The sequence below is a fragment of the Streptomyces sp. NPDC059832 genome (genome assembly GCF_042731715.1).
In the GTDB taxonomy this organism is placed as follows: Bacteria; Actinomycetota; Actinomycetes; order Streptomycetales; family Streptomycetaceae; genus Streptomyces.
In genome coordinates this window covers 198871-211832 of sequence record NZ_JBHWIY010000008.1, presented here as the reverse complement: position 1 = coordinate 211832, position 12962 = coordinate 198871, and the positions used below count along the sequence as shown (strand labels likewise).

Sequence of the window (12962 nt, the reverse complement as noted above, 5' to 3'; positions counted from 1 at the left end):
GTACCCCGCCCAGGGGTACCGGCCGTCGGCCTCGACGCAGGTGGAACAGCAGGATCAGGCGAGCAACTCCAGTTCCGCGAGCGTGCCTTCACCGGCGAACACCAGGCGGTAGTGCGCGTACGAGCCCGGAGCGGTCACCGAGAACACCCTCGTCTGCCGGTCCCAGGCGAAGGACTCGGCCGAGCGCTTGTCCAGGTCCTTCCACGTCGTGCCGTCCGAGGAGCCCTGGAGGACCCAGCCGCTCGGGGCCCCGGCCGCCTTATCCGATGTCAGGGTGTAGCGGACCGCGTTCGTGGCCGAGGGGACCGGCAGGTCCACCGTGGCGACCTTCGCGGAGGTGGCCGAGGTGTTGTCGAACAGGGCGCCGTCGCCCTTCAGCACGTCCGCCTGCGGCGACGCCACCTTGTCGTCCGTGGTGATCGAGGTCGGTGCCGCGTCCTTGCCGGTGCCCCATGACGACGGCTTCGGGCCCATGTCGAAGTCCAGCACACCGCCCTCGGCCAGCAGGTCGTGCGGGAGCGAAGTGGAGGTCCACTTCTTGCCGTTGACCCGCAGGCCCTGCACATAGATGTTCTTCGCGCTGTTCTTCGGCGCCCTGACGACCAGGTCGTGGCCGTTCTCCAGGTGGACGGTCGTCTTCTTGAAGAGCGGGGAGCCGATCGCGTACTCGCCACTGCCCATGACCAGCGGGTAGAAGCCGAGCGAGGAGAAGAGGTACCAGGCCGACTGCTCGCCGTTGTCCTCGTCGCCGTGGTAGCCCTGCCCGATGTCGCTGCCCGTGTAGAGCCGGCTCAGGACCTCGCGGACCTTCTCCTGCGCCTTCCAGGGCTGCGAGGCCGCGTCATACATGTAGGTGACATGGTGCGCGACCTGGTTGCTGTGGCCGTACTGCCCCATCCGTACGTCACGCGCCTCGGTCATCTCGTGGATGACACCGCCGTACGAACCGACGAACTCGGGGCCGGCCGTCTCCGGAGTGGCGAAGTACGTGTCGAGCTTCTTCGCGAGGCCGTCCCGGCCGCCGTACAGGTTCGCCAGACCGCGGCTGTCCTGCGGGGCCGTGAACGCGTACCCCCAGCCGTTCGTCTCCGTGTAGTCGTAACCCCAGACCCGGGGGTCGTACTTCTCCGACGGGAGCCGCCAGTCGCCCCCGGCGTCCTTGCCCTGGAAGAAGCCGGCCTCGTCGTCGAAGAGCTGGACGTAGTTGCGGGCGCGGTTCAGGAAGTACTCGGACTCCTCCTTGTACCGCGCCTTCTTCGTCTTCTGGTAGAGAGCCCGGCCCATCTGCGCGATGCCGTAGTCGTTGAGGTAGCCCTCCAGCGACCAGGACAGGCCCTCGTGCGTCGAGGTGTCGGCGTAGCCGACGAACGGGGACGTCGCCATGCCCTTGCGGCCGACGCCCGAGGACGGCGGGACCACCGTGGCGTTCTTCAGCGCCGCGTCGTACGCCGCCTCCGCGTCGAACTTCACGCCCTTGACGTAGGCGTCCGCGAACGCGACGTCCGAGGAGGTGCCGGTCATCAGGTCGGAGTAGCCGGGGGAGGACCAGCGGGAGATCCAGCCGCCGTCCTTGTACTGCTGGACGAAGCCGTCCACCATCTCGCCGGCCTTGTCAGGGGTGAGGAGGGAGTAGGCGGGCCACGTCGTGCGGTAGGTGTCCCAGAAGCCGTTGTTGACGTAGACCTTGCCGTCGACGATCTTCGCCCCGGTGTGCGTCGGGGTGTCGGAGCCGACCTGCGGGGAGAAGGGGCTGGCGTACTGGTCCTTGCCGTCGACCTTCTCGAAGCCCGAGTTCGGATACAGGTACAGCCGGTACAGGCTGGAGTAGAGGGTGGTCAGCTGATCGGCTGTGGCACCCTCGACCTCCACCTTGCCCAGGATGTCGTCCCAGGCCCGCTGCGCCCGGTCCTCGACCCGGCCGAAGGAGCGGGAGGCGGGGATCTCGGCGGCCAGGTTCCGCTTCGCCTGGTCGATGCTGATCAGCGAGGTGGCCAGCCGCAGGCCGACCGTGCGGTCCTTGCCGGCGTCGAAGCGGAGGTAGCCCGTGACGTCGTCGCCACCGCCGCCGGACAGCTTGCCGCTCGCGGTGACCGGGGCGTCGAAGACGCCGTACACGAAGAGACGGGTGGCGCCGGTCGAGCCGCCGCTCTTCACGTCGGAGAAGCCGGTGAAGGAGCTGGTCCCCGGGTCGAGGGTGAGCCCGCCGTCGTTGGAGACGTTGTCGAAGACGATGCTCGCGTCGTCACCGGGGTAGGTGAACCGCATCCGGGCCGCGTGGTCGGACGGTGTCATCTCGGCCTTGAGGCCGTTGTCGAATGTCACACCGTAGTAGTGCGGTTTCGCCGTCTCGTTCTCGTGGTGGAACGGCAGCGCACGCGCCGTGCGGGAGGCGTCCGGGGTGCCGGCGACCGCCGACGGCATCAGCTGGAAGGTCTGCCGGTCGCCCATCCAGGGGCTCGGCTCATGGCTGGCGCTGAAGGCCTGGAGGGTGGGCAGGTTGTCGTCGTTGTTGCCCCGCGCGTAGTCGTACAGCCAGCTCGTGGATCCGGCGTTGGTGACCGGGGTCCAGAAGTTGAAGCCGTTCGGGACCGCGGTGGCGGGGAAGTTGTTGCCCCGGGAGAAACCACCGCTGGAGTTGGTGCCGCGGACCGTCGACGCGTAGTCGGAGAGATGGGAGCGGCGCTTCTCGGGTGCCTTCGGCGCGATCTCGATGTCGTCGATCCAGCCCTGGAACTTCGCCGTTCCCTTGGGGGAGTCGTACGCCACCAGGATCCGGTCCACGGTCTTGCCCGCCGCGACCGTGCCGATCGTCGACTCGACCTTGTTCCACTGGTTGACGTACAGCCGCTTGGCATCGGCCTGGCCCTGCGGGGTCAGCAGGCCGCCGTTGCTGTCGGTGGCCCGCAGATCGCTCAGATAGGTGCCGTCCGTGAACGCCAGGTCCACCGCGACATGCGTCGCCGGGTAGGAGAGATCGGTCTCGCCCAGCTGGGGATAGACCAGATAGGACAGTGAGGTGTCACGGGTGACAGCCGTGTTCACATCGAAGACCTTGTTGTACGAGTACGCCCGGCCGTCCGCCTTGTGCGTACCGGCGTACCGCAGGGCCTTCTTCCCGGTGAAGCCCGCGCCCGCCTTCGCGGTGGGGGAGCCGGAGGGGCCGCGATCGGTCTGGCTGCGCATCTCGGCGGGGGCCGGGACCGAGGTGTCGCCGTCGGAGAGCTGGACGTCGGCGAGCTGGGTGGCGTCGGAGGCGCCGTTGTTCTTCGTGATCTGGAGGCGGTAGTGCTGGTATGCCGTGTCAGATGTGAAATCGTACGACTTCGTCTGGAACCGCTCGGCGAAGGTCTGACCGGTCCGGGAGTCGAGGTCCTCCCAGTCCTTGCCGTCGGTGGAGCCCTGCAGGGTCCAGTCCTTCGGGTCGCGCTCGGCGTGGTCATTGGCCGAAGTCAGCGCGTAGGTCACGACCTTGACCGGTTCGTCGAGATCGAACTCGGCCCAGCCGGTGGGTTCGAAGGCCAGCCACTTGGTGCCGGGCTCCCCGTCGATCAGGTTCTCCTTCACCTCCCCGCCGCCGGTGTTCTCGCCGCTGGCGCGGACGTCTGTCACCTTGTCGGTGATATTGCCCGGTATTCCTGCGGAGAAGCCGCCATCGACACCCGATGACCGCTTCTTTCCATCGGGACCCTCTTCCACGGTGTTGCGCCAGTCCGGCTGCTTTTCATCCGCTTCGAAGGACGAGCTGAATGACCGGTCCCCCGAGGGGGTCCGGCCCTTGTCGCGCGTGCCGGCCGCCTGCGCGGCGGCCGCGGTGGGGGCGGTCACGACCAGGACCAGTGAAGCCGCGATCAGTGCGGCCGTACGGCTTTGTCTCTTGCGAGAACCATGTCGGGGCTGCATGTCGAGCATTCCTCCCGGGGAAGTGCACCTGGACAACGTTGTCAGAGAGATGCGCAAGGTCCAGTAGGGAGCCAAGTGCCGGGGCGTGTCAAGGGTGTTGGGTGTGAAGGGCAAACCGAATCGACCGGAATGCGGAAATCGTTACACCCGGACCGGGAGCATGCGGGGGCCATGTATCTGCGAGGTCTCAACTCGGGAAAGACTGCTGCTCAAACTCGCATTCGATCTTGCTCAGTCGGCCGTGAGTGGACTATACCTGTCGGCGTCTGCAACAGCCGTTTCGGCGACGCGGGCAAGGGGGACAAGGGGGAACGGCCGAGGACGGCACGACGGGTGCATCCGATGCCTGCTCCCCCTGAGCCCCCCACTGCACATGGCTAGCCTGAAATCAGCACTACCCAAGCGCAACTGACCGCGGTGGCGGGGCCCTTCGCCTGAGGCGAATATCGACGGGCGACCGGTACACACCGCCTGAGTCCTGGAGAAGGCGAGGACTTGAGCATGGGATCCACCTCCGCCCACAAGAATGAGGGCCTTGGCCGTCGCGATGTGATCAAGCGATCGGCCGCACTCGGCCTGATCAGCGTTCCGACGATGGGCTTCCTGTCGGCGTGCGCGAGCAGCGACAGCAGCGGCGACAAGAAGGTCGAGAAGGGCAAGGCCACCAAGGCCAACCCGCTCGGCGTCAACGAGACGGCCCCGCTCGAGGTGGTCATCTTCGACGGCGGCTTCGGCCAGCAGTACGCGATCGACGCGGAGAAGAAGTACAACGCGGCGTTCCCGAAGGCCCCGAAGGTCAAGCACGTCGCGACCCAGAAGATCCAGTCGCAGCTGCAGCCCCGTTTCAACGGTGGCACCCCGCCGGACCTGATCGACAACTCGGGCGCCGAGCAGATGGACATGGGTGTCCTGGTCGGCAAGAAGCAGCTGCTCGACCTCACGCCGCTGATGGACGCCCCGTCCATCGACGACCCGAGCAAGAAGGTCCGCGACACGCTGCGCCCCGGTGTCCTGGAGATGGGTCAGTTCGACGGCGACCCGGTCTGGATCATGTACTACGCGTACACCGTGTACGGCGTCTGGTACTCGCAGACCGCGCTCGAGAAGCTCGACGCGCAGTACCCCGAGACCTGGGACGACATGCTCGCCCTCTGCGCGAAGGCGAAGAAGCAGGGCATCGCGGGCTGGACGTACGCCGGTAAGTACCCGTACTACCTGCCGTTCTCGCTCTACCCGTTCATCGCCAAGATCGGTGGCCGGGAGGTTCTCGACAAGATCGACAACCTGGAGCCGAACGCCTGGAAGGACCCCGCGGTCAAGGCGGCGTTCGAGGCGTACTACGAGCTGTACAAGAAGGGGTACATCCTCAAGGGCACCCCCGGTCTGACCCACATCCAGTCGCAGACCGAGTGGACCAAGGGCAAGGCGCTCTTCATCCCGAACGGTTCGTGGGTGGAGAACGAGGCCGCGCCGACCACGCCCAAGGACTTCAAGATGATGGTCGCGCCGCCGTCCGGGCTGGACTCGTCCGACAAGCTGCCGTTCGGCACCATCTGGGCCTCCGGCGGCGAGCCCTTCGTCGTCCCGGCCAACGCCAAGAACCCCGAGGGCGGCATGGAGCAGCTGCGCATCATGCTCTCCGAGGAGTCCTCGAAGAACTTCACCAAGCAGGTCAAGTCCCTCAGCGCGTTCAACGGCGGCACCGACGGTCTGACCCTGTCGACCGCCATGCAGTCCGGCGTCGACTCGCTGAAGAAGGCCGGCGACAACGTGGTGAACCCGCGTCTGCAGGACTGGTACGTGAAGCTCCAGAAGGAGCAGATCGGTGTCGCCGGCATCGGCGAGATGATGGCCGGCCGCGCCACCCCGGCGGAAGCCATCAAGAAGATCCAGGCCTTCGCCGACGCGGCGGCCAAGGACCAGTCCATCAAGCACTACAAGCACCAGTGAGCAACCGTCACCAGCGGCGGCACCCGCGGAAAGATCGGGGTCGGTAAACGATGCAGCACGGCAAGTACCGTTTCATCGTGGGATTCTTGGTAGTCCCACTCGCGCTGTACGCGGTCTTCGTCATTTGGCCGTTCATCCAGTCCATCTACTACTCGTTCACGGACTGGACCGGCCTGAGCCCGGACTTCAAGATGGTCGGGTTCAGCAATTACACGAGGATGCTGAAGGACGACATCTTCTGGAAGTCGTTGCAGCACAGCGTGTTGCTTGTGCTGCTGCTGCCGCTGGTGACGCTGGGCCTGGCGCTCTTCTTCGCCTTCATGCTCAATGTCGGGGGCCGGCGGCGCAAGAACGCCGCGGTCTCCGGCGTGCGCGGCTCGGGTTTCTACAAGATCGCCTATTTCTTCCCGCAGGTGCTCTCGATCGTCATCGTGGCCCTGCTCTTCCAGTTCGCGTTCAACCCCACCAGTGGGATGCTGAATTCGACACTGAAGACGATCGGCCTGGGTTCCATCCAGCCGGACTGGCTGGGCGACCCGAGTCTCGCGCTGGTCTGCGTCATGTCGGTGCTGGTCTGGTCGACGGTCGGATTCTTCGTCGTCCTGTTCTCGGCCGGAATGGCATCCATCCCGAAGGACTTCTACGAGGCGGCGCTCCTCGACGGTGCCAACCGCTTCACCACGTTCTTCCGGATCACCCTTCCGCTGCTCTGGGACACGGTGCAGTCGGGCTGGGTCTACATGGGGATCCTGGCCCTCGGCGTCGAGGCGTTCACCGCCGTGCAGGTCATGACCGTGGGCCCCGGTGGTCCCGACTACTCCACCACGGTCCTGCCGCTGTACGTGTACCAGACGGCCTTCCGCGACGGGCAGGCCGGCTACGCGACGACGATCGGTGTCGGACTGCTCATCGTCACCTTGGCCTTCGCCGCCATCGTGATGCGACTGGGCCGGCGCGATCGGCTGGAGTTCTGATGCTGCGATTCCCGGGAGACGATCCCCGGACCCCCAGCAGGCACCACAGGTCGGCCTCCGTGTCCGGCTCGACAGTACGAGGTGAGTACACGTGAAGACGACTGACACCCCTCCCGCGGCCCCGGCGGCGGACCCGGCCCCGGTGGCCAAGGCGCCCGCTCCGGCCGCCAAGGAGAAGAGCAGTGAGGGCCAGGTCCTCAACGTCTTCTCGCACGGTGTGCTGATCATCTGGGCGATCCTGGTCGTCATGCCGCTGCTGTGGGCGGTGATGGCGTCCTTCAAGACCGACGACTCGATCCTGTCGACGCCGTGGGCGCTGCCCGACAAGCTGCACTTCGAGAACTGGTCGCGCGCCTGGAGCCAGGCGCACATGAGCGACTACTTCTTCAACACCGTCGTGGTGGTGGGCTGTTCGCTCATCGGCACCCTGCTGCTGGGGTCGATGGCGGCGTACGTGCTGGCGCGGTTCGACTTCCCCGGCAACCGCTTCATCTACTACCTGTTCATCGGCGGGATGAGCTTCCCGATCATCCTGGCGCTGGTCCCGCTGTTCTTCGTCATGAACAACATGGGCCTGCTGAACACGCGGCACGGACTGATCCTGGTCTACATCGCGTACTCGCTGCCGTTCACCGTCTTCTTCCTCACCTCCTTCTTCCGGACGCTGCCGAGCTCGGTGGCGGAAGCGGCGATGCTCGACGGCGCCTCGCACACCCGGACGTTCTTCCAGGTGATGCTGCCGATGGCGAAGCCCGGCCTGATCAGCGTCGGTATCTTCAACTTCCTGGGGCAGTGGAACCAGTACATGCTGCCGACGGTGCTCAACACCGACCCGAAGTACCGGGTGCTCTCCCAGGGCCTGGTCGAACTGGCCACCAGCCAGGGGTACAAGGGTGACTGGTCCGGTCTCTTCGCCGGTCTGGTGATGGCGATGCTGCCGGTCCTCGCGGCCTACATCATCTTCCAGCGCCAGGTCGTCGCCGGCCTCACCGCGGGTGCGGTGAAGTAGCGGCCCGCACCGTCCCCGTACCCACGAACCGCCCGCCGGCCATGAGCCGGCGGGCGGTTCGCGTGTACGGGGACGGCCGTCCCAGGCGCTCATCCGGGGCTTCGGTCGCTCAAGGTCTTGACGGGGAGTACCGCAAAACGCTCAGCTTAGAGTTCACATGTTAGAGAAAACGGTAGGAGTGAGAGAGTCGATGGAGACTCCGGGGTCGCAGACATCTCTGCATCGCGCCAACCTTGAGCGGGTCGTGCGCGCGGTACGCATGGCCGGTTCGCTCACCCAGGCGGAGATCGCACGGAGCACCGGCCTGTCAGCGGCCACCGTCTCCAATATCGTTCGTGAATTGAAGGACGGCGGCACGGTCGAGGTCACCCCCACCTCGGCCGGCGGCCGCCGGGCCCGCAGCGTCTCGCTCAGCGGCGACGCGGGCATCGTGATCGGGGTCGACTTCGGTCATACGCATCTGCGGGTGGCGGTCGGCAACCTCGCCCACCAGGTGCTGGCCGAGGAGGCCGAGCCGCTGGACGTCGACGCCTCCTCCGCGCAGGGGTTCGGGCGGGCGGAGCAGCTGGTCAGGCGGCTGATCGAGACGACCGGGATCAGTCCGGACAAGGTGATCGGGGTGGGCCTCGGTGTTCCCGGCCCGATCGACGTGGAGTCCGGGACGCTGGGCTCCACGTCGATCCTGCCGGGCTGGACGGGCATCAACCCCAGCAAGGAGCTCGCCGGCCGGCTCGGTGTGCCGGTGTACGTCGACAACGACGCCAACCTCGGCGCGCTCGGCGAGCTGGTCTGGGGGAGCGGCCGGGGGGTCAAGGACCTCGCCTACATCAAGGTCGCCAGCGGTGTCGGCGCCGGTCTGGTGATCGACGGGCGCATCTACCGGGGGCCGGGCGGCACGGCCGGCGAGATCGGGCACATCACGCTCGACGAATCGGGCCCGGTGTGCCGCTGCGGCAACCGCGGATGCCTGGAGACCTTCACGGCCGCCCGGTACGTGCTGCCGCTGCTCCAGCCCAGCCACGGGTCCGATCTCACCATGGAGCGGGTGGTCCAGCTGGCCCGCGACGGCGATCCGGGCTGCCGCCGGGTGATCGGGGACGTCGGGCGGCACATCGGCAGCGGGGTCGCCAATCTCTGCAATCTGCTCAACCCCAGCCGGGTGGTCCTCGGCGGATCGCTCGCCGAGGCGGGCGAGTTGGTGCTCTCGCCGATCCGTGACTCGGTCTCCCGCTACGCCATTCCGAGCGCCGCCCGGCAGCTCTCGGTGCTGCCCGGGGCGCTGGGCAGCCGGGCCGAAGTGCTGGGCGCACTGGCCCTCGTGCTCAGCGAGATGGGGGATTCGACCCTTTTGGAAAGCACCTTGCCGAAAGCCACTCCTGCCTTCACTTAGATAACGGATGGCACCGTTGTCATCTCGTTAAGGATTTACTCCTTGACGCTGGCGTCGCGGCCGAGTTGACTTCCAGCCACCTCGGCCGCGACGTCGCGGCCTCGTCAGGGAGGCAACCCGTAATGAACGCAACGACGCGACGCATCGTCATAGGCACGGCCGCACTCTCCATGGCCGTCTCCCTCGCGGCGTGTGGCAAGGCCGGCGACGACAAGGACTCCGGCAGCGGCGGCGACGGCAAGACCATCGGCCTGCTCCTTCCGGAGAACAAGACCACGCGCTACGAGACCTTCGACCGCCCCATCATGGAGGCGAAGATCAAGGCGCTGTGCTCCGACTGCGACGTCAAGTACAACAACGCCGCGCAGGACAGCGAGACCCAGAAGAAGCAGTTCGACGCGCTCGTCACGCAGGGCGTGAAGGTCATCATCCTGGACACCGTCGACTACAAGGCCGCGAAGTCCTGGGTCGAGCAGGCCGCGAAGAAGGACGTCAAGGTCGTCGCGTACGACCGTCTGGCCGAGGGCCCGATCTCCGCCTACGTCTCGTACGACAACGAGAAGATCGGCCAGCTCCAGGGCGAGGCGCTGGTCAAGGCGCTCGGCGCCAAGGCCAAGGACAGCAACGTTGTCATGATCAACGGCTCGCCGACCGACCCGAACGCCCCCTTCTTCAAGAGGGGCGCGCACAGCGTCCTCGACAAGCAGGTCAAGAAGGTCGTCTACGAGCAGGACATCCCGGACTGGTCGGCCGACGAGGCCAACAAGAAGATGGGAGCGGCCATCGACTCCCTGGGCAAGGACGGCTTCCAGGGCGTCTACTCCGCCAACGACGGCATGGCCGGCGGCATCATCACGGCCCTGAAGAAGCAGGGTGTGAAGATCCCGGTCGGCGGTCAGGACTCCGAGCTCGCCGGTCTGCAGCGCATCCTCACGGGCGAGCAGGCCTTCTCGATCTACAAGCAGATCAAGCCGGAGGCCGAGACCACCGCCGAGATCGCTGTCAGGCTGCTCAAGGGCGAGAAGATCGACGACCTGGCCCCGGTCAAGGTCGACAGCATCTCCGGAGAGTTCAAGGGCACCCCGTCGAAGCTCTACGACGCCTCGGTCGTGACCAAGGACAACATCGCGTCCACGATCGTCGCGGACAAGGTCTACAAGGTCGAGGACATCTGCACCGCCCAGTACAAGGCGGCCTGCGACGCCGCCGGCATCAAGTAGTCACCCGCCGGCAGGCGTCCCCCGGTCCGGTCCGGCACCCGCCCCGTCACATGCCCCGCAGCAGGGGCGGGCGCCGGACTTCTCACCGGTTCCGGACTTCTCACGGACCCCGGACCCCCGGTTCCGCACCTCGGCGCGCGGTCGTCCCCGGGCGACGGCGTTTCGAGGGCACCCCCCGGTCGCTCCGGTGGTCCGGCGACCGGCTCCGCCCCTGTGCTCAGCAGTACCATCCCCGCCGGTCAGGCGGCGAAGGAGATGATTCACGTGTCCGCTACGCCCGTGCTGGCGTTGCGCGGAATCTCCAAGCGGTTCGGCGCCGTCCAGGCGCTCACCGATGTGGACCTGGAGATTCGCTCCGGCGAAGTGGTCGCCCTGGTCGGCGACAACGGCGCCGGCAAGTCGACCCTCGTCAAGACCATTTCGGGTGTCCACCCGATCGACGAAGGCGCCATCGAGTGGGAGGGCGAAGCGGTCCGCATCAACCGGCCGAACGACGCCCAGGAGCTCGGAGTCGCCACCGTCTACCAGGACTTGGCGCTCTGCGACAACCTCGATGTCGTCGCCAACCTCTTCCTCGGCAGCGAACTGCGCAAGGCCTCCGTCCTCGACGAGATCGGGATGGAGAAGCGTGCCAAGGAACTGCTCGACACGCTGTCCATCCGGATACCCAGCGTCCGTATCCCGGTCGCCTCGCTCTCCGGCGGCCAGCGCCAGGTCGTGGCCATCGCCCGCGCCCTGATCGGTGACCCCAAGGTCGTCATCCTCGACGAGCCGACCGCCGCTCTCGGCGTCGAGCAGACCGCCCAGGTCCTCGACCTCGTCGAGCGGCTGCGTGAGCGCGGCCACGGCGTCATCCTCATCAGCCACAACATGGCCGACGTGCGCGCCGTCGCCGACAAGGTGGCGGTGCTGCGGCTGGGCCGCAACAACGGAGTCTTCGACGTGGCGACCACGTCCCACGAGGAGATCATCTCCGCGATCACCGGTGCCACGGACAACGCCGTCACGCGCCGCCAGGCCCGTTCAGCCACGAAGGAGGACGCGAAGTGAGCGACCTCGCCAAGACCCCCGAGACCGCCGGCAAGCCTGCCGCGGCGACACCTGCGGCCGAGCCGTCGGCGGCCCCCGTACCCGCCGTCGACCCGCGCCTGCTCGTCCGCGAGGAGGGCTTCAAGGGCTACTGGTCCGAGTTCACCCGCAAGGTGCGCGGCGGCGAGCTCGGCTCACTGCCGGTCCTCGTCGGCCTGATCGTCATCGCGATCGTCTTCCAGCTCCAGAACAGCAACTTCCTCTCCGCCAGCTCCATCGCCAACGTCGCCGTCTACAGCTCCGGCCTCGGCATCATGGCGGTCGGCATCGTCTTCGTGCTGCTGCTCGGCGAGATCGACCTGTCCGTCGGCTCGGTCGCCGGTGTCGGCGCGGCCGTCTGGGCCGTGCTCAACGTCAACCACGGCTGGAGCGACTGGTCGGCGGTCCTCGTCGCGGTGCTCTCCGGCATGGTGCTCGGCGCGCTGCACGGCTTCTTCTTCGCCAAGATCGGGGTGCCGGCCTTCGTCGTCACCCTGGCCGGTTTCCTCGGCTGGAGCGGTCTGCAGGAGTGGATGATGGGCGGTGAGGGCTCGATCAACACGCCGTCCGGCAGCATCGTCGAGAACCTCACCAACTACTTCTTCGAGGACAAGGCCGTCGCGTACGGCGTCGCCCTGGTCGCCGTCCTCGCCTACGCCGCCTCGCTCCTGATGGACAGCCGGCGTCGCGGGGCCGCGGGCCTGCCGGCCCGTCCCACCACCGAGGTCCTGCTCCGCGCGGGCGTCGTCGCGATCCTGTGCTTCGCCGTCGCGTACGTCCTGAACGAGCCCTCCGGCGCCCGTGGTCTGCCGCTGGCCCTGGTGCTCTTCCTCGCCGTGCTGGTCGTGGCGGACTTCGTGGCCCGCCGGACCGCCTTCGGCCGCCAGGTCTTCGCGGTGGGCGGCAACCCGGAGGCCGCGCGCCGTGCCGGTATCAACGTCGACCGGATCCGGATCACCGTCTTCGCGCTCTCCGGAATGCTGGGCGCCTTCGGCGGGCTCTTCATTGCCAGCCTCTCCGGCGGCGCCACCAAGAGCGTCGGCGGCGGAAACACTCTGATGCTGGTCATCGCGGCCGCCGTCATCGGCGGCACCAGCCTCTTCGGCGGCCGGGGCAAGGTCTGGTCCGCGCTGCTCGGCATGATCGTGATCCAGTCGATCCAGCAGGGCCTGAACATGATCGGTATGGCCAACGCCATCCAGTACATGATCACCGGCGCGGTGCTGCTGGCCGCCGTGGTCATCGACTCGGTCTCCCGCCGTACCCAGAAGACCGCGGGCCGCGCGTAGGACCGCGGCACGCGCGTACATACCACGCCCGCACGGTCCAGGGGGCGGGGGCCCCCAACAGGGGGAAGGGAACGCCAGGGGTGGGGGAGGGGGGGGGGGAGAACCCCCCCAGAACAAGACCCCCAGGGGCAGGAAGAAAACCGGAACCCCCCGAACAGAACG

The 12962-nt window shown here is 67.2% G+C and carries 8 protein-coding genes; 7 read left to right on the top strand and 1 reads right to left on the bottom strand.

Going from position 1 to position 12962, the window contains the following annotated elements; genetic code table 11:
• Nucleotides 1-54 precede the first annotated feature (54 nt).
• Nucleotides 55-3900 (bottom strand): GH92 family glycosyl hydrolase, encoded by a 3846-nt coding sequence (locus ACFV8T_RS16865; protein ID WP_385328152.1) that lies wholly within the window; start codon nt 3898-3900, stop codon nt 55-57.
• A gap of 501 nt (nt 3901-4401) precedes the next feature.
• Here ACFV8T_RS16865 and ngcE point away from each other — a divergent pair.
• The 7 genes from ngcE to ACFV8T_RS16830 all read left to right on the top strand — a co-directional run bounded on the left by ngcE (nt 4402) and on the right by ACFV8T_RS16830 (nt 12800).
• Nucleotides 4402-5850 (top strand): N-acetylglucosamine/diacetylchitobiose ABC transporter substrate-binding protein, encoded by a 1449-nt coding sequence (gene ngcE, locus ACFV8T_RS16860; RefSeq protein WP_385328151.1) that lies wholly within the window; start codon nt 4402-4404, stop codon nt 5848-5850.
• Nucleotides 5851-5900: 50 nt separating this feature from the next.
• Nucleotides 5901-6824 (top strand): carbohydrate ABC transporter permease, encoded by a 924-nt coding sequence (locus ACFV8T_RS16855; protein ID WP_266428262.1) that lies wholly within the window; start codon nt 5901-5903, stop codon nt 6822-6824.
• A 91-nt stretch (nt 6825-6915) separates the two neighbouring features.
• Nucleotides 6916-7833, top strand: a complete 918-nt coding sequence (locus ACFV8T_RS16850; RefSeq protein ID WP_385328149.1) for a carbohydrate ABC transporter permease — start codon at nt 6916-6918, stop codon at nt 7831-7833.
• A 190-nt stretch (nt 7834-8023) separates the two neighbouring features.
• Nucleotides 8024-9223: an ROK family protein gene (locus tag ACFV8T_RS16845; RefSeq protein ID WP_385328148.1), complete on the top strand. Its 1200-nt coding sequence runs from the start codon at nt 8024-8026 to the stop codon at nt 9221-9223.
• Nucleotides 9224-9345: 122 nt separating this feature from the next.
• On the top strand, nt 9346-10443 hold the full coding sequence (locus ACFV8T_RS16840) for a substrate-binding domain-containing protein (protein WP_385328147.1): 1098 nt from the start codon (nt 9346-9348) through the stop codon (nt 10441-10443).
• Between the two features lie 255 nt (nt 10444-10698).
• Nucleotides 10699-11493: an ATP-binding cassette domain-containing protein gene (locus ACFV8T_RS16835; protein WP_385328145.1), complete on the top strand. Its 795-nt coding sequence runs from the start codon at nt 10699-10701 to the stop codon at nt 11491-11493.
• Entirely contained in the window at nt 11490-12800 is a 1311-nt protein-coding gene (locus ACFV8T_RS16830; RefSeq protein ID WP_385328144.1) for a sugar ABC transporter permease, read from the top strand. The genes ACFV8T_RS16835 and ACFV8T_RS16830 overlap by 4 nt, the downstream gene beginning before the upstream one ends.
• The last annotated feature ends 162 nt before the right edge of the window (nt 12801-12962 follow it).